General features: G+C 54.9%; 18 protein-coding genes. 10 read left to right on the plus strand and 8 right to left on the minus strand.

The window, feature by feature from the left end; genetic code table 11:
* The first annotated feature begins 63 nt into the window (after window positions 1-63).
* The 4 genes from YWK_RS0113325 to YWK_RS0113340 all read left to right on the plus strand — a co-directional run bounded on the left by YWK_RS0113325 (window position 64) and on the right by YWK_RS0113340 (window position 4201).
* Entirely contained in the window at window positions 64-1287 is a 1224-nt protein-coding gene (locus tag YWK_RS0113325; RefSeq protein WP_035467048.1) for a class I SAM-dependent rRNA methyltransferase, read from the plus strand.
* 152 nt (window positions 1288-1439) lie between these two features.
* Entirely contained in the window at window positions 1440-2450 is a 1011-nt protein-coding gene (locus YWK_RS0113330; RefSeq protein ID WP_026965196.1) for an NADP-dependent oxidoreductase, read from the plus strand.
* Window positions 2451-2818: 368 nt separating this feature from the next.
* A complete protein-coding gene (locus YWK_RS0113335; RefSeq protein WP_026965197.1) occupies window positions 2819-3322 on the plus strand; it encodes a C40 family peptidase in 504 nt (167 codons plus the stop codon).
* A gap of 114 nt (window positions 3323-3436) precedes the next feature.
* Window positions 3437-4201 (plus strand): sulfite exporter TauE/SafE family protein, encoded by a 765-nt coding sequence (locus YWK_RS0113340; protein ID WP_026965198.1) that lies wholly within the window; start codon window positions 3437-3439, stop codon window positions 4199-4201.
* 18 nt (window positions 4202-4219) lie between these two features.
* Here YWK_RS0113340 and YWK_RS0113345 read toward each other — a convergent pair whose 3' ends face one another.
* Window positions 4220-5104 (minus strand): gamma-glutamylcyclotransferase family protein, encoded by an 885-nt coding sequence (locus tag YWK_RS0113345; protein ID WP_051375582.1) that lies wholly within the window; start codon window positions 5102-5104, stop codon window positions 4220-4222.
* A gap of 170 nt (window positions 5105-5274) precedes the next feature.
* Here YWK_RS0113345 and argC point away from each other — a divergent pair, with 170 nt between their 5' ends.
* Genes argC through YWK_RS0113360 form a run of 3 tightly spaced genes read left to right on the plus strand, consistent with a single transcriptional unit; the run spans window position 5275 to window position 8296 of the window.
* Window positions 5275-6327 carry an N-acetyl-gamma-glutamyl-phosphate reductase gene (gene argC / locus YWK_RS0113350; RefSeq protein ID WP_035467007.1) on the plus strand — a complete coding sequence of 351 codons (1053 nt, stop codon included), beginning with the start codon at window positions 5275-5277 and terminating at the stop codon, window positions 6325-6327.
* Window positions 6328-6344: 17 nt separating this feature from the next.
* Window positions 6345-7157: an acetylglutamate kinase gene (gene argB, locus YWK_RS19910; RefSeq protein ID WP_035467008.1), complete on the plus strand. Its 813-nt coding sequence runs from the start codon at window positions 6345-6347 to the stop codon at window positions 7155-7157.
* A complete protein-coding gene (locus tag YWK_RS0113360) occupies window positions 7154-8296 on the plus strand; it encodes an aspartate aminotransferase family protein (protein ID WP_026965201.1) in 1143 nt (380 codons plus the stop codon). The genes argB and YWK_RS0113360 overlap by 4 nt, the downstream gene beginning before the upstream one ends.
* Window positions 8297-8423: 127 nt before the next feature.
* Here the strand turns inward: YWK_RS0113360 and YWK_RS0113365 are convergent, their stop codons facing one another.
* On the minus strand, window positions 8424-8927 hold the full coding sequence (locus YWK_RS0113365; RefSeq protein ID WP_026965202.1) for an N-acetyltransferase: 504 nt from the start codon (window positions 8925-8927) through the stop codon (window positions 8424-8426).
* Window positions 8928-9178: 251 nt separating this feature from the next.
* Here YWK_RS0113365 and argF point away from each other — a divergent pair, with 251 nt between their 5' ends.
* The 3 genes from argF to argH are packed head-to-tail and all read left to right on the plus strand — an operon-like array spanning window position 9179 to window position 12921.
* Window positions 9179-10243, plus strand: coding sequence for an ornithine carbamoyltransferase (argF, locus tag YWK_RS0113370; RefSeq protein ID WP_026965203.1), 1065 nt, complete (start codon window positions 9179-9181; stop codon window positions 10241-10243).
* Between the two features lie 3 nt (window positions 10244-10246).
* Window positions 10247-11548, plus strand: coding sequence for an argininosuccinate synthase (locus YWK_RS19915; RefSeq protein WP_051375583.1), 1302 nt, complete (start codon window positions 10247-10249; stop codon window positions 11546-11548).
* A complete protein-coding gene (argH, locus tag YWK_RS0113380; RefSeq protein ID WP_026965204.1) occupies window positions 11545-12921 on the plus strand; it encodes an argininosuccinate lyase in 1377 nt (458 codons plus the stop codon). The genes YWK_RS19915 and argH overlap by 4 nt, the downstream gene beginning before the upstream one ends.
* A gap of 128 nt (window positions 12922-13049) precedes the next feature.
* Here argH and YWK_RS22680 read toward each other — a convergent pair whose 3' ends face one another.
* The 6 genes from YWK_RS22680 to cyoE all read right to left on the minus strand — a co-directional run.
* Complete coding sequence (locus YWK_RS22680) at window positions 13050-13178, minus strand: hypothetical protein (protein ID WP_281172251.1); 129 nt, start codon at window positions 13176-13178, stop codon at window positions 13050-13052.
* Between the two features lie 49 nt (window positions 13179-13227).
* Window positions 13228-13356, minus strand: coding sequence for a hypothetical protein (locus YWK_RS22685; RefSeq protein WP_281172252.1), 129 nt, complete (start codon window positions 13354-13356; stop codon window positions 13228-13230).
* A 49-nt stretch (window positions 13357-13405) separates the two neighbouring features.
* Complete coding sequence (locus tag YWK_RS22690; RefSeq protein WP_281172253.1) at window positions 13406-13531, minus strand: hypothetical protein; 126 nt, start codon at window positions 13529-13531, stop codon at window positions 13406-13408.
* 223 nt (window positions 13532-13754) lie between these two features.
* Window positions 13755-14204: a cyclic-di-AMP-binding protein CbpB gene (gene cbpB / locus YWK_RS0113400; protein ID WP_035467010.1), complete on the minus strand. Its 450-nt coding sequence runs from the start codon at window positions 14202-14204 to the stop codon at window positions 13755-13757.
* 238 nt (window positions 14205-14442) lie between these two features.
* Window positions 14443-15435: a COX15/CtaA family protein gene (locus tag YWK_RS0113405; protein ID WP_026965206.1), complete on the minus strand. Its 993-nt coding sequence runs from the start codon at window positions 15433-15435 to the stop codon at window positions 14443-14445.
* 30 nt (window positions 15436-15465) lie between these two features.
* Window positions 15466-16132, minus strand: a 667-nt coding sequence (gene cyoE / locus YWK_RS19920; RefSeq protein WP_035467052.1) for a heme o synthase, incomplete at its 5' end; no start/stop codon positions are given.

The raw sequence follows: 16132 nt of genomic DNA on the forward strand, positions 1-16132 counted from the left end.
GAACTTGCTTCAATTCGACCGCTATGGGTCCAGTGGAAAAGAGGAGATTGCGTGACTGCTCGCATGTACTTACAGCGTTCTCGGCGGAAACGCTTGGAAAGTGGCCACCCCTGGGTATATCAAAGTGAAGTGGATCATATCGAAGGACACCTCGAACCAGGAGCCACAGTGGATATCTTCAATCACAAAGGCGTGTTTCTAGCGAGGGGATACGCGAATCCAAATTCACAAATCATCGCTCGCGTGTTGACATATCAACGAAACGTGGAAATTGACGCTGCATTCTTTCAAAAGAGAATTCGCGAAGCTTGGGCGTATCGCCAACGCTTTCTTGACAACACCAACGCTTGCCGCGTCATCTACGGCGAAGCGGATTTTCTGCCAGGCCTCATTGTGGACAAGTACGACGACATTCTCGTGGTTCAATTGCTCGCTTTTGGAATGGAAACACGCAAGGAATGGATTCTGCAGGCCCTGCTAGACGTGTTTCAGCCACGCGGCGTATTTCTGAGGAACGACGTACCCGTGCGCAAACTGGAGGGTTTGTCCTTGGAGGCCGGGGTCTGGTTTGGCGAAGTTCCAGCAGAAGTGGAGATTGTAGAGAACGGGCTCAAATTTTTGGTCGACGTGCGCGAAGGTCAGAAGACCGGTTACTTTTTTGATCAACGCGACAATCGAGCAGCCATTCGACCACTCATGCAGTCCTGGCACCCCAGCGGTTCATCTGCGCTGGACACCCCCTATGCAGATGGCGCGGAAGTGCTGGAGTGTTTCTGCCACACCGGTTCCTTCACGGTACACGCTCTCCACTACGGCGCGAAGCACGTGACTGCAGTCGATATCTCTGAACCAGCCATCGAAGTCGCGCGGAAAAATGTCGCGTTGAACGGCTATTCAGACAGGGTACAGTTCGAGGTGGCCAATGCGTTCGATTTCCTGCGGGAGGCGGAACGGGCAGGAAAACAGTACGACGTGGTCATTCTAGATCCGCCTGCTTTCGCCAAATCCCGCCGTGCCCTGGAAGGGGCTGTACGCGGGTACAAAGAGATCAATCTGCGCGGTATGAAGCTGCTCCGAGACGGCGGTTACCTCGTGACGGCGAGTTGTTCCTACCACATGCTCCCGGACCTGTTTCGCGAGACCATCTTGTCTGCAGCAGTGGACGCCCACAAAGTCTTACGCCTTGTACACTGGTCCACTGCCGGGAAAGATCACCCTGAAATCGCCGGGGTTGACGAAGGGCACTACCTCAAATTCGCGATTTATGAAGTGCGCAGACGGGCATAGAGCGAGCTCACGGAAATCCCCTCTTAACGGGGATTTTTCTATACATGGAGCTATCCCACCGCCAAGTATATTTGCAGCTGGAGAACATTACATGTGGCCGTGCAATGTGATATTCTTGCTGCCAGAAAGGTGTGATACGCGTGGCGGAAAACATGAAGAAGAACCTGAAAATTCTATTGAAAAGTCGGCCAACAGGGATGCCGACGATGGAAAACTTCCAATTCGTCGAAGAAGAGGTTCCGGTCCCGAAAGACGGCGAAATACTCATCAAGACGCTCTACCTCTCGGTAGATCCGTACATGCGTGGCCGAATGAGCGATGCGAAGTCGTATGTCGCCCCTTTCCCGGTCGGTGAAGTGTTGACCGGAGGCGTAGTCGGACAAGTAGTAGAAAGTCACAATGAAAACTTTCGCGTGGGCGAGCTCGTCACAGCCGAACTGGGCTGGGCCAGATATTCTGTGTCCGATGGACAAAAGGTGAGGAAAATCGACCCGACTGCGGGTCCTATCACCACTGCGCTCGGCGTCCTCGGCATGCCTGGCCTAACTGCTTATTTTGGCCTGTTGGACATTGGAAAACCGCAACCTGGCGAGACCGTTGTTGTATCGGGGGCTGCCGGAGCGGTGGGCTCCGTCGCTGGGCAGATTGCGAAGATCAAAGGATGTCGCGTCGTCGGTATTGCCGGATCGGAAACCAAAGTCCGATACCTCGTGGACGAATTGGGTTTTGATGCGGCTGTGAACTACAAGACGGACAATTTACACGCTGCTTTGAAAGAAGCATGTCCCAACGGCGTGGACGTGTACTTCGACAACGTCGGTGGGGATGTCACCGACGCAGTGATCTATCGGATCAATACCAACGCACGGATTGTATTGTGCGGACAGATTGCCCAGTACAACCTCGAAAAAGTGGACGTGGGCCCACGGTTATTCACACAATTACTCATTAAGAGTGCAATGGTCAAAGGGTTCATTGTCACACAGTACGCCCAGCGAGCCAACGAAGGCATTCAAGCCTTGTCGCAGTGGTTACGGGAAGGAAGAATCAAATATTCCGAACACATTGTCGAAGGCTTGGAGAACGCGGTCGATGCCTTTCTCGGGCTATTTCGCGGGGATAACATCGGGAAACAACTCGTCCACGTCTCAGATCCGGAGTGAGCGATGGAAGCAGAGTTGTGACCCACGTCATTATTTCCCGAGAAATGTCGAACAGTGGCATGAAGGTATTCCGATTCCAGCCTCCGCAATCACATCACCATGGGAAATTTCCCAGGGATGCCTGCCTTACTCTGTGACAACATGAGCGTTCACAGAATGGATGGACCTGGGACAGGCATGAGGGGTGCGGATCTGATATCCGTACCCCTTATTCGCACATGCGTTCCTGCTCCCCATCGCACGACGCTCGTTCAGGCGGTCATGTCTCCTCAAAGACATGGTAATATCGTGAATATACCTTGCATTCGATAGAGATGTCAGAGGGTTCGAGAAATACGTCGGGATGGAATGTGGAGGAGGTCGTGGCCATGCTTCCCATGAAGACCGCGGACCTGTTGTTGGTTCACGGAACAAGCTTTGTGGACCGCGTCATTGAAGTTGTCTCGCGCAGCAAGTACAGCCACGTAGCTGGCATTGTCAAGGAAAACGAGCTTATCGAATCGCTCGGATTTCGCAAGACGGGTTACCAGGGCATTGACACTTACCGAGGTCATTCCGACCTCTTCACGTGTGACATACTCACCGACGACCAGCGAAAGCAGATTGTCCAGTTTGCCGTGAAACAAGTGGGTACACGATACGATTACTTTCTGATTGCATGGGAAGCAGAACACTTCTTGCTCGGAGTTGACGTTCCGTTCCATGAGCACGGTCGCTTTGATTGCTCCACGCTGTGGGCGGACGCGTACAGGTCGGTCGACGTGGACCTTTGCCCAGGGATTCCCTTCCCGACCCCTGGAGATCTTGCGAAGTCCAAACTTTTGCGCAAGGTCGGTTCCTTTTCACCGGACAAGCCAAATCTGCACACATGAGTACATGCGCCGTGACAAAACAGAAGGCTCTCGAGCTTGTCCGTGATTGAAACATGCTCGTGTTCTGCCCTCTCCGCATAGGCTACCTCTAAAGCAGCGCGGAGGAGGAAAGATATGAGCCCCGGAATTGTCATTATGGGCCTGTTGGTGGGATTTCTGGTGGGTCTCACGGGAGTCGGTGCGGCCTCCCTGTTGACGCCCTTTCTCGTCTTGGTCGGCGTGCATCCGTCCGTTGCTGTAGGGACGGATTTGGCGTATAACTCGGTCACCAAATTGTTTGGCACTATTCAGCATTGGCGGCAAAAGACCATCAACGTGGCCGTGGTCAAGTACTTGGCCATCGGCAGCCTGCCGAGCGCAGCCCTTGCGATTGGCTTGCTTCACATCTACAGCCGAGCGTTTCACAACGAAGAAACACTCATCAAGCATGGGCTGGGCGTCGTATTGATCCTCGTGGCCATCGCCACATTGATTCGCATCTTTTTTGACAAAAAGCTGCGCACAAACCGCTGGCAGCTGAAACCGATGGAACAAAAGCGGGCGCTTACCATTGCCATTGGCGCTGTGTTCGGTTTTTTGGTCGGTTTGACCTCCATCGGCTCCGGTTCCCTGTTTGCGATTGCGCTCTTGTACCTCTACCGTATGTCAGGAGCAGAGCTGGTAGGCACGGATATAGCCCATGCATTGCTGCTGGCCACGACGGCCGGAGCATTGAACGCAGGCCTGGGCAACGTCAACTATATGCTGGCCCTGAACCTCCTGCTGGGTTCCATACCTGGTGTACTGATTGGCAGCCGTCTGTCTGCGAAGGTCCCGTCACGACCACTCCGCACCGTGATGTCCGTACTCATCCTGATTAGCGGCGTCAAACTCGTGTAGTGACAAGCAGGAGGCCTCTTATGCCTCCTCCTCTGCCACATGGGGAAACGTCATGTGAAATTTCTCCCGGAAATCTGTCAGCAATTTGCGGAAATACTGTGGGCTGACGGTGCCGTCGGCACCGCGGAGAATCTCCTCCGCATACCAGTACGGCGGCGGCACCTCCGGTTGCTTGTCGCAGACGACAAACGTCAACGCCTGCACCTCCTGTCCATCTCCTGTGGCAACGTCGACAAACGCAGGTCGATACCGCCCTTTATACACCCCCTCGCGTTCAAACAAGTAGTCCACCGCCGGTTGACCGATGCGGTAGACCTTACCTTCCACAACACCCTGGCCCTCGACAATATCCGCACGGCTCCCGTCAGCGCTTCGGATGGTGAATTGCAACGAATATCCACTCAGCACGCCGCGCCCCACGATGTCGCGGAAAAGTGATTGTACGCCTTGCAAGATGAGGCGGTGGTTATCCATTGCCGAACCGTAGGCGAAGTAGTGCAACCACTCCTGTTTCCGCATGACGTGTGCCTTCCAATCTCCCAGGCGAATCGGAGTCAATGTACTTGTTTGTCGCTCGTCGTAGACGTACGTGTACGCCAGAACAGGCCCCTGATCTGTCTCGACAGACACCTGTATGCGATGGTACTCGGAGTCAGGATGGCCCGGTTTGTACCCCTCCAACTCGTCCAGGCGTGCTAGTTGTTCGTTCGTCACGCGGTAGACCTCGCCGTAAACCCATCCTTCGTCGCGTACCACCATGGCCGGATAACCAAGGCCTGTGTCATACAGCTCCCCGCGCGTCTTCGCTTGGGCGGCCACCAACACCGCTCCCTGCAAAAGATGGTGATAGCGCTCATGACGGCGCAGCGTGCCGTATACAAATACAGTGTGCATGTCATCCATGTGGAAGCCCCCCATCTTGTCGTCGTATCCGTAAGGTACCATGTCTTATGAATATGCAACAGTTTGAATGTGCAACAATGGCCTCCGATGTCTTCGGAAAGGTATCTAGTCAGACAAGCACCATCTATGTTAACCTGCATATAAATACAAGTTTAAGGATTGATATTCAAATGAACTCATCCAGAGTGCGGGTTGGTGTCGTCGGTGCCAGCGGCTATTCCGGGTTGGAGTTGTTGCGAATTTTGGCGTACCACGAAGGTGTCGAAGTGACGTATGCGGCTGGATCGCGCAATGGTACGGAACCCCTGCGTGATTCGACCCCGTTTCTCCCCGAATCCATTGCATCGTTGCGCACAGAGTCGTTCCACCCAGACCGAGCGTCGGACCTTTGCGACGCTGTATTCGTGGGACTGCCTTCCGGTGCGTCCGGCGCGATTGCACTGGAGCTCTGGAAACGTGGCAAGACCGTCATTGACCTCTCCGGCGACCTGCGCTTGCCAAAAGGCGCGTATGAGTCTTGGTACAAGAAAGAAGCGTTGGTACAGCACCCGAAAGACGTCGGTGCGGTCTACGGGCTCACGGAGTGGAACCGCACACAGATACAGTCGGCGCGATTGATTGCCAACCCAGGCTGCTACGCGACCGCCGCCTTGCTGGCTTTGCTCCCCGTGGTTCGAAGCGGCTTGGCACGTTCCGGGATGCCCATCGTCATTGACGCGAAATCTGGCGTGTCTGGCGCTGGGCGAAAGCCTGCTCAAAACACCTTGCTCGGTGAATTGCAGGAGAACTTTTACGCGTATAAGGTAGGCGCGCATCAACACACGCCGGAAATCCAGACTCAGTTAGGTCTTTCCGACCCTGCATCCATTGTCTTGACAACACAGCTGTTGCCGACCGTCCGAGGCATCTTCATCAGTGCCTACATCCCAGTCCACACCCCTATTTCCGCAGATGATGTGATGGTATTGTATCAAAACGCGTACGAAGAAGAACCGTTCATCCACGTTCATCCACCGGGCCGATATCCGGAATTGAAGCATGTGCGCGGCAGCAATCTCTGTCACATCGGCTTCCACGTGCACACCGCGCCCGGACTCCTGCAGGTATTTTCTGTCATCGACAATTTGCAAAAAGGTGCTGCCGGCCAAGCGGTCCAAAACTTCAATTTGATATACGGGTTTCCTGAAACCACGGGCCTGCGCGTCAGCCCAATGTACCCGTAGTGCGAGGAGGAACCTGGTTGAACCGGCCTGTTGTATTGAAAATCGGAGGATCTCTACAAGGAAAACACCTGGACGTCGCCGTCGCAGCGATGAAAGCAGCCCGTGAAACTTGGACTCCCGTTGTCCTGGTGCACGGCGGGGGCCCTGCCATTTCTGCCGCTTTGAAAGAACGAAACCTCGACCTTCCCTTTATCGATGGCCATCGACTGACAACCCCGGAAGCGATGGACGTCGTGGAAGCCGTGTTGTCGTCGCAAATCAACCCATCCATCGTAACGTATCTCGAGCATTCCGGATATTCAGCCGTTGGATTGTCCGGCGCAGACGGAATCTTGTGGGCAGAGGCAAAACCTGGATTGCAACGCACGGGACAAGTCCACCACGTGTCCACCGAGCCGATGGAAACTCTATTGGCGGCGGGAAACACGCCCGTGTTGTCCCCCGTCGGTGTAGACCGAGACGGACGGCGTTACAACATCAACGCGGACCTCGCGGCGTCTGCAGTGGCCGCAGCACTGAACGCCCAGAAGATGATCTTCTTTACCGATGTGCCCGGCATCTACTCGGACTGGGAAAGCAAGTCCAGGCTCGTCGACACGACGGCTTGCGAGTTGCGGAGTTTGGCCGAGTCCGGATTGTTTCATTCCGGGATGCTTCCGAAAGTCAGCGCGGTCTTGGAAGCTCTGGACGGAGGGGTACAGTCAGCGTACGTCATTCAAGGAGACCACCCTGCCAACGCTGTATTGGCCGTTCAGCATACGCCCGGCACCCCGTGGCAAGACGCGTTTGGAACCCACATCACATCCACTCCAGGAGGGAAAACTGCATGACCACAGTCACCGAAATCTCCCGACTCATGCCAAACTACGGAGTCCCCGCCATCGAAATCACCCGCGGTCAGGGCGCGTATCTGTATGGTTCTGACGGTAAGGAGTACCTGGACTTCACGGCGGGTATCGCGGTATGTAACCTTGGGCATGCACACCCGGCAATTACGGAAGTGATTTCAAAACAGGCGGCCACGTTGTTACATATCTCCAACTTGTTCGCCCACCCAGAGCGTACCCGGTTAGCCATCCGACTGACCCAACTGTCTGGACTCGACCAGGTATTTTTCTGCAATTCCGGCACCGAGGCGAACGAAGCTGCACTGAAGCTGGCCCGCAAATACGCAGCTTCCCGCGGGGAAGCAGATAGAGTGGAATTGGTGTCACTCCCCCACGGATTTCACGGCCGGACATTGGGCGCACTCTCTGTCACCCCAAAGCCGGCGTACCACGAGGGATACCGTCCACTGTTGCCGGGCTGCACCACCCCAGAAACCTTGGAAGGCGTCGTCGACTCCATCTCGGAGAAGACAGCGGCCTGCATCCTGGAAGTCATCCAAGGGGAAGGCGGCGTTCGCCCCTTGTCTGCGGAGTTATTACAGGCGATTCAAGCGCGCTGCAAAGAAACAGGTGCGTTGCTCATTGTGGACGAAGTCCAGACCGGGGTCGGGAGAACAGGGACGTTCTTTGGCTACGAAGCGGTCGGGATTCAGCCGGATATCGTCACCATGGCGAAGGGGCTCGGAAACGGCATACCGGTGGGCGCTGTACTTGCGCGGGCGGAAGTGGCGGCCGCGTTTGGGCCTGGATCGCATGGATCTACGTTTGGAGGTAACCCGTTGGCGATGGCTGTGGCAAATGAAGTTCTGAATCACGTGACAGCCCCGGGTTTTTTGGCACACGTGCGAGAGGTGGGCGCATACTTGGAACATCAGCTGGCGGAACACTTCGATGCGGTGACGGGACGCGGGCTGATGTGGGGCTTCACGGTACCGGATGCAGCACAATTTGTCGCGGCGGCAGCCAAGAACGGACTTTTGCTGACGACCGCCGGGCCGAATCGTGTGCGCATGATCCCACCACTCATCATTGAGAAGGCCCATGTGGATGCGGCGTTGGAGATTCTAAAGCAGTGTGAATAACGGACGTGCGGTGGGGTTTTGTCGCTCCCGGCGAACCCCCACCGGATCTGTGCAATGATATACGCGAAGAACGCCAAACAAAAAACGCGCTCTCCCTGACACGGTAGAACACGTTGTCATGTGAAACTCAATGTTCCACGGGTACACTGCTGAACACCCGTACCTTCTCGGGGTGAACGGCAGTGTAATACACCATCGCCACCTCGTCGCAGTGGTGGAATTTTTTACAGTGCACGCAGTCCGCCCAAATTTTGTGGGGTAGCGTTTCCTTCTGCACTGTCTGAAACCCTAATTTATCGAAGAACTTGGTCTGATATGTAAGCGACAGCACCTGCGGCACGCGCAGCCGCTCCGCTTTTTCCACCAGCGCATTCACAATCTTGCGGCCCACGCCCTGCCCGTGAAAATCAGGTTGTACAGCAAGCGACCGGATTTCTGCGAGATCTTTCCACAACAGGTGAAGACCGGCTGTCCCTGCAATGTCTCCATCTTTCTCAGCCACGACAAAACAGTGCAGCGTCTCGTACAACGACTTTTCCGTACGCGGTAGCATCAATCCTTCACTCGCGAAGTGCGCAATCAAGCGCTGCATTTCCGGTACGTCGTCGACGGTCGCCTGTCGAATCAGCATGGACACGCCCCTCCCTCGGGCACTATCGCCCGAACCTTTCGAAGTATGATTATATTCATGCGTTGTAAAGGATATTTATACTTATACCACTTCACCGTATTAATATGCAATGGAGTGTGTTTGTATTTCATTCTGTCTGTATAAATTTGTCCCGATGGCACATTCCGCTATTGATAAGTATTCATATAACTGTATAATGATTCATAAAGTCTCTGTGGAGACGCAATCACGGTTGGGAAGGAGAATGCAATGTGTACGCGTGGAAGAGCGAAGTGAGCCCGCTAGGACTCGGTAACGGAATACAACCTCTGGGTGACGGGTACCTGTCCGTCCGCCTCCAAACCGCCCTGATGGCGGCCCACCAGCGGTTGCGAGGAAGAGACCTCGTCGACTTCTCCGACTACACGACGGAAGACGTGCACGCGCTTCTGAAACTGGCGATGGTCCTCAAGGAAGCGCAAAAAACGAAATTCCCGCACGCCATCCTGGCCGGTCAAACGCTCGCCCTGATTTTTGAGAAGGCTTCAACGCGTACACGGATATCTTTCGAAGTCGGAATGGCTCAACTGGGTGGCCACGCCTTGTTCATTCCCGGTGAAACCTCGCAACTGGGGCGCGGGGAGCCTATCGAAGATACTGCGCGCGTGTTGTCTCGATATGTGGACGGCATCATGATCCGCACCTTTGAACACGCGTCCGTCCAACGGCTCGCCGAATTCGCGTCCGTACCCGTGATCAACGGTCTGACGGATGATCACCATCCTTGCCAGGTACTCGCGGACATGTTGACCTTGCTCGAACACACCGGGCGGTTGCAGGGACTCACGGTGACGTACATCGGCGACGGTAACAACATGGCACACTCCTGGTTGCAGTTGGCACCCAAGCTCGGCGTCAACATCCGCATTGCCTCACCGCCGGGATACCTGCCAGACCCAGCCATCGTTGAGCAAGCAAAGAAGGACGCGATTCGCAATCACTCACAGGTGTTGGTGACGTCTGACCCACAACGGGCCGTCGAAGGGACCGATGTTTTGTACACTGACGTCTGGGCCAGCATGGGCGACGAAGCGGAATCGGAGTACCGCAAACTCGTGTTCGCCGAGTACCAGGTAAACAGCGCACTCGTCCGGTACGCGAACCCAGCTTACTTGTTTATGCACTGCCTCCCCGCTCACCGCGGCGAGGAAGTGACAGCAGATATTATCGACGGAGAGCACTCCATTGTCTTCGACCAGGCAGAGAATCGTTTGCACGCACAAAAAGCCATTTTATCCGCGCTGATGGCAGACGCCGGCGCATTCGGGGAGGAATAATTCATGGCGAAAAAACTGGTACTCGCATATTCGGGCGGTCTGGATACATCGGTCGCGATTGCATGGTTAAAGGAGAAGTACGGATACGACGTTGTGGCCATGTGCGTCGACGTCGGCGAAGGGGCGGACCTCGACTATGTCCAACAGAAAGCCCTTCAAGTAGGCGCCGTGAAATCGTACAAGGTGGACGCCGTCGAACGGTTCGCTAAAGAATTCATCCTGCCCGCTCTGCAGGCGAACGCCCTGTACGAAGGCAAATATCCGCTTGCCTCCGCCCTGTCACGCCCCCTCATCTCACAGCTACTCGTCGAAGTAGCGAACGCCGAAGGCGCTGAGGCGGTGGCGCACGGATGCACGGGGAAAGGCAACGACCAGGTGCGGTTTGAAGTCTCCGTGAAAGCGTTGAATCCAAAGTTGGAAGTCGTGGCGCCGGTTCGCGAGTGGAACTGGACGCGCGACGAAGAAATTGCGTATGCCAAAGAACACAACATTCCCATTCCGGTCACACTCGACAGCCCCTACAGCATCGACGCCAACCTCTGGGGACGCGCCATCGAATGTGGGGTTCTGGAAGATCCGTGGGCTGAAGCGCCGGAAGGAGCATTCCTGTGGACGCAGAGCCCGGAACAGGCGCCATTGGACCCAGAATACGTCGAGATCACGTTCGACGAGGGCGTCCCTGTCGCTCTCAACGGCGAAGTTCTCCAATTATCTGAACTGATTCACAGACTGAACGCTATCGCGGGCAGACACGGCGTCGGACGTATCGACCACGTGGAAAACCGCTTGGTCGGAATCAAGTCTCGTGAAGTGTACGAATCCCCAGCTGGCCTGGTGTTAGTGCACGCACACAAGGAACTCGAATGCTTGACACTCACGCGTGAAGTCGCCCAATACAAAGCGGCGATGGAACTGGAATACAGCAAACTGATCTACAACGGTCTCTGGTTCTCGCCGTTGAAAACAGCGATGGATGCGTTCATTCAAGAAACCCAAAAGTCAGTTACTGGCGCTGTCCGCGTGAAGTTGTATAAAGGCAGCTTTCAGGCAGTTGGCCGCAAATCGCCGTATTCGCTTTACAAACATGATCTTGCGACATACTCGACAGGCGACAGCTTCCGCCACGGTGACGCCGTCGGATTCATCTCCCTCTGGGGCATGCCCACGACAGTATACGCCGGGGTACACGAGTCGGTGGACAGGAAGACCAGCGACGGCGTGACGAGTCCGTTCTCCATGCTGGAAAGCGATGCGGGTGACGTTTCCGCCGTGGGGACAACGCAATCTGAGAAGGTGGCGCAATGAAGCTCTGGGGCGGTCGGTTTACCGAGTCCACGGACCAACTCGTGGAGGCGTACACCGCCTCCATTGGCTTTGATCAGCGGCTCGCTGAAGTCGACATTCGGGGTAGCATCGCACACGCCACCATGCTTGGGCAGTGCGGAATTATCCCTGAACAAGACGCGCAGATACTCGTGGATGGTTTGAAGTCGCTGCTCACCGATGTTCAGAACGGCGCGGTAGAGTTTCGCGTCGAAGACGAAGACATCCACATGAACATTGAGCGATTGCTGCACGAGCGAGTCGGCCCCGTCGCTGGAAAGTTGCACACCGGCCGCAGCCGGAACGACCAAGTGGCACTAGATATGCACCTGTTCATGAAAGTCGCCTTGCAGCAAATCGAAGCAGCCGTGCGTGAGCTACAGACGGCGCTGGTGGAAGTTGCAGAAAAACATCGGAGCGTTATCATTCCGGGATACACGCACTTGCAACGGGCACAGCCCGTTTTGATCTCGCATCACCTGCTGGCGTATTTTTGGATGTTGGAACGGGATGCCGGTCGCATCCGAGATGCCTTCAAGCGGACGGACATGATGCCGCTCGGCGCCGGTGCGCTCGCGGGCACAACGTTCCCGATTGACCGGGAACGGGTTCAGCAACAACTGGGCTTTGCCGAGTTGTACGAAAACTCCTTGGACGCCGTTTCGGACAGAGACTACCTGGTCGAATTCTTGTCTGCGGCCAGCCTGTTGATGATGCACCTGTCGCGTTTCTCGGAGGAATTGATTCTCTGGAGCAGTGAAGAGTTTGGGTTTGTGGAACTGGCGGACAGGTACTGTACGGGATCAAGCATGATGCCGCAAAAGAAAAATCCGGACGTCCCGGAACTCGTGCGCGGCAAGACGGGCCGTGTGTATGGCCACCTGATGGGTCTGCTGACGGTGTTAAAGGGACTCCCTCTGGCGTACAACAAGGACTTGCAAGAGGACAAGGAAGGCGTATTTGACACCTTGGACACGCTATTGCCCGCGCTGTGGCTGTTTACCGGCATGGTGAAAACGATGAAAGTCCGCGAAGATAGAATTGTTGCTGCACTGGCGCGAGACTTTTCCAACGCAACGGACGTCGCAGACTACCTCGTCCGGAAAGGCTTGCCGTTTCGCGAAGCACATGCAGTTGTAGGAAAACTCGTACTCTACGCGCTGGGGAACGGTAAGAATCTAACGGAGTTGTCACTGGATGAATACAAAGCGCAGTCCGCTCTGTTTGACGCTGACGTGTTCGAGACTGTGTCACTCGAGACGGTCGTCAACCGGCGTGAGGCACGTGGAGGTACTGCGAAGTCTGCCGTGGAGTTTCAATTGCAGCTCGCCAAACAGAAACTTGGACTGGCGTAAGCATTCAGCACATAGATATGAGCGATTTGCAAAATTGCTCTAGAGTGGTTCGGCGTGATTTTGCAATTCGCTGATATGTGAAAAAATCCCTCATATTGCATGAGGGATTTTGTGTTCCGAATCATTCATTAGCAAATCGGTGTTGTTGTACAGGTCCGCACAAAGCCACCAGGTACAAGCAGGAAGAACAAGACGAAAATAATCAAAAACACGACTGCCCATCGGGTAAAACCACCAAATACTCCGCCATCGTACATGCAGGTCAACTCCTTTCAACGGGATGGATTCTCATCCGTTTGGAGGTGTTTAGTAAGCACCGCCTGCACCGCCTGCATATCCGCCTGTAAACGGAACTAGCAAGATAAACAGAACGAAGATAATCAAGAACACAACTGCCCATCGGGTGAAACCACCGAAACATCCACCATCGTACATTCGTGTCACTCCTTTCAGCGGAACGAATTTACTTTCCGATTGCGCCTGTTCAACAAGCACCGCCGGCGCCTACATATCCGCCGGTAAACGGAACCAGCAGGACGAACAGAACGAAGATAATCAAGAACACGACTGCCCATCGAGTGAAACCACCAAATACTCCACCATCGTACATACTGAGTCACCTCCCCCAACCAGATGTACTCTTACGGTATGGAAGAGAGCTCATTCACGAGTCGGCTCGTATCATATAAAGGGCGCCCTGATTGTTGCGAACGAGCTGTTCGTCGTGATTTTGCAAATCGCTCATATAAATCAAAAGGTGCTCTGAAGAGAACATGGCTCCTCAAAACACCTCTGAGTCACTTCAACGCTATACCAGGTCAAGGCATCCTAAGTCAGGGCTTTAATCCCATTTCCCGAAACTGTCGGTACAAAAGTCCGAGGATTGACTTCCGAGTGAGCAGGCCTGTGAAACGGCCACTTTCATCCTCTACGCAGAGGAACGGGCGATTGATGGTCAGTTCCAACGCTTTCAAGATGGACTGACCGACCTGAATGGTCGGAACTTCGCGACTCATCACCGCTTCCACAGTCAGCTCATGCAGTGAATCGACGTCGTATCCATCCAGCCCGGCGATGGCGTTCATAATTAAATTTGTATTGATGGTACCTTGCACCACAGAGTCTCTATCCAAAACCGGAATCGCAGAGTATCCGGAATTCGTCAGTACCAACAACGCATGGTCCAGCGAGTGATTCGGACTGACAATCGCGACATTTTCGGCCCGAATCATCAGCGTCTCGACTGGTTTCAGTACTACATGATTCACAATGTCATCGGTCACGATGTATCCACATCCTTTCTACGAGGACGATGGCTTGCCACCACGAGCCAAAGATGTCATTGACGCAATGAACTGTCGACGGGTAGCATTCCGCATTCCATTTTACAGCATATGAATGAACGAGCGTTGGAGGAGTTGCGAAGATCCCATGAGATTTGTGTGGTCAGAGGCGGATGAAATGACGGAACTACATAAAAAACAGGTGCTCCATCAGGAGCACCTGCGATGCGGCAGAGCGTTACACGTGTGCGACTCTGCGAGACTTTCTCCGATTGACACGCTCATTGTCCACGTGTCGTTGCAATTCAGGCAGGGACCGTACGCATACCGAACATACGGTGCCAAACATGAATGTAACGATGGAGACGTGGATGAGGAACGCCGTCAGGCTCAGTTCTGTGTAAATGAGCAAGGCGCCACTGACAGCCTGCAAGCACGCCAGGATGAGCGCCATCCGACACTGCTTGAACAGTCTCGGTACCTGAGCTCTCATCCGGTACGACTTGACGGTCAGCAACACAAACAACACAATCAGCCCGAGCGCCAGAGAGCGGTGGACGACGTCAATAATGAACGCCGTGCCAGCGTGCTGATACGTCTCAGTAGGCAACGGCCATCCTTGAAAGCGGCCGCCTGCGCCGGTGCTGGACACATAGGCTCCAAAGTAAATCGACACGAGCAAGTACAGTAGCGTGAACCAGGCCCACTTCACGAAGGACGTATCGGACAGCGGGCTGCGAAGCGGTGCCATTTGAGCAGGGCCACCTGCCAGGTCAATCTGTCCAATGATTTGTGTCAACGTGAGCACAGCACCGAAGGAGAGCAGCGAAACCCCCATATGAGTGGCCGTTACAGCCGGTGGATTCACAAACAATACCGCCATGGCCCCCAATGCTGCTTGCAGCAGGACAAACAGAACTGCGATGGAAATCAGGACTTTGACTTCAATCCAGGCACCGTAGCGTCGCCAAGCCCAGACAGACAAGGTGACCAACGATACCATGAACACGAAGACAAGGGCCCGGTGCGTAAATTCAATCGCGGCAGCTTGTTGCCAATGCGCGGGCAGAATGCCGGTGGAACTAAACGGCCAGCTGCGGCCCAGCCCCTCCGAAGAGTTTGTGTCCGTATCGACAAACCCCATCATATTGACCAAAAACAACAGAATAAGCGTTGCCACAGAGAGCCAATATACTTTTCCCTTTTTCGCCACGGAAGAAGCGCGAGACATCCTCTTCACCTCCTTGCGGGTGCGGGTGCCTTAGAGAACGGCACCCGCCACTATCGCTGCAAACATTACCGGTAGGTACAGGAGTGACGCCAGGAACGTCCGCCGCACCCAGACGTTCTCGTTGTCCGGTTCGCGCAGCATCTTGACCGTCACCGCAAAGAACGCAGCCCCTATCAACATCGCGCAAACGAGGTAAATCCAGTGGAAAGATGCTGTAAAGTACAACGCAATCCCGGCCAGCCACAAGATGGCTGCGTACCACACGGACTGCACTTTGGTACTTCTGGCTCCACGTACAACAGGCATCATCGGGATGCCTGCCCGGCGATAATCTTCATTCTTCAACAACGCCAGCGACCAGAAGTGCGGCGGTGTCCAGAGGAAAATCAATCCGAACATCAGCCAGGCTGCAATGCTCACGTGCCCCGTGACTGCGGCCCATCCCATGAGCGGCGGCACTGCGCCAGCGCCGCCCCCAATCACGATGTTTTGTGGTGTGCTGCGCTTCAGCCACATCGTGTAGATGACCGCGTAGTAGATGAACCCGACCACCGACAACACCGCCGTCGTGGTGTTTAACCAGACTGCGCAAACCACCACGGAGAGAACGCCAAGCGCTAACCCGAACCACAAAGCCGCCCACGCCGGAACCAGTCCCATCGGGATGGGGCGGTTGGCCGTCCGCTTCATCACTTTG

The sequence above is a fragment of the Alicyclobacillus pomorum DSM 14955 genome, from assembly GCF_000472905.1.
Lineage (GTDB): Bacteria > Bacillota > Bacilli > Alicyclobacillales > Alicyclobacillaceae > Alicyclobacillus_A > Alicyclobacillus_A pomorum.

What these genes read in the sequence shown, in the direction of transcription:
- YWK_RS0113365 (WP_026965202.1), bottom strand. Translation starts at nt 8,927, where the DNA reads ATGCTGATTCGACAGGCGACCGTCGACGACGTACCGGAAATGCAGCGC.
- argH (WP_026965204.1), top strand. Translation starts at nt 11,545, where the DNA reads ATGAAGCTCTGGGGCGGTCGGTTTACCGAGTCCACGGACCAACTCGTG.
- YWK_RS0113360 (WP_026965201.1), top strand. Translation starts at nt 7,154, where the DNA reads ATGACCACAGTCACCGAAATCTCCCGACTCATGCCAAACTACGGAGTC.
- YWK_RS0113405 (WP_026965206.1), bottom strand. Translation starts at nt 15,435, where the DNA reads ATGTCTCGCGCTTCTTCCGTGGCGAAAAAGGGAAAAGTATATTGGCTC.
- YWK_RS19915 (WP_051375583.1), top strand. Translation starts at nt 10,247, where the DNA reads ATGGCGAAAAAACTGGTACTCGCATATTCGGGCGGTCTGGATACATCG.
- YWK_RS22680 (WP_281172251.1), bottom strand. Translation starts at nt 13,178, where the DNA reads ATGTACGATGGCGGAGTATTTGGTGGTTTTACCCGATGGGCAGTCGTG.
- YWK_RS0113345 (WP_051375582.1), bottom strand. Translation starts at nt 5,104, where the DNA reads ATGGATGACATGCACACTGTATTTGTATACGGCACGCTGCGCCGTCAT.
- YWK_RS22685 (WP_281172252.1), bottom strand. Translation starts at nt 13,356, where the DNA reads ATGTACGATGGTGGATGTTTCGGTGGTTTCACCCGATGGGCAGTTGTG.
- YWK_RS0113335 (WP_026965197.1), top strand. Translation starts at nt 2,819, where the DNA reads ATGCTTCCCATGAAGACCGCGGACCTGTTGTTGGTTCACGGAACAAGC.
- YWK_RS0113330 (WP_026965196.1), top strand. Translation starts at nt 1,440, where the DNA reads ATGAAGAAGAACCTGAAAATTCTATTGAAAAGTCGGCCAACAGGGATG.
- argC (WP_035467007.1), top strand. Translation starts at nt 5,275, where the DNA reads ATGAACTCATCCAGAGTGCGGGTTGGTGTCGTCGGTGCCAGCGGCTAT.
- YWK_RS0113325 (WP_035467048.1), top strand. Translation starts at nt 64, where the DNA reads ATGTACTTACAGCGTTCTCGGCGGAAACGCTTGGAAAGTGGCCACCCC.
- YWK_RS22690 (WP_281172253.1), bottom strand. Translation starts at nt 13,531, where the DNA reads ATGTACGATGGTGGAGTATTTGGTGGTTTCACTCGATGGGCAGTCGTG.
- YWK_RS0113340 (WP_026965198.1), top strand. Translation starts at nt 3,437, where the DNA reads ATGAGCCCCGGAATTGTCATTATGGGCCTGTTGGTGGGATTTCTGGTG.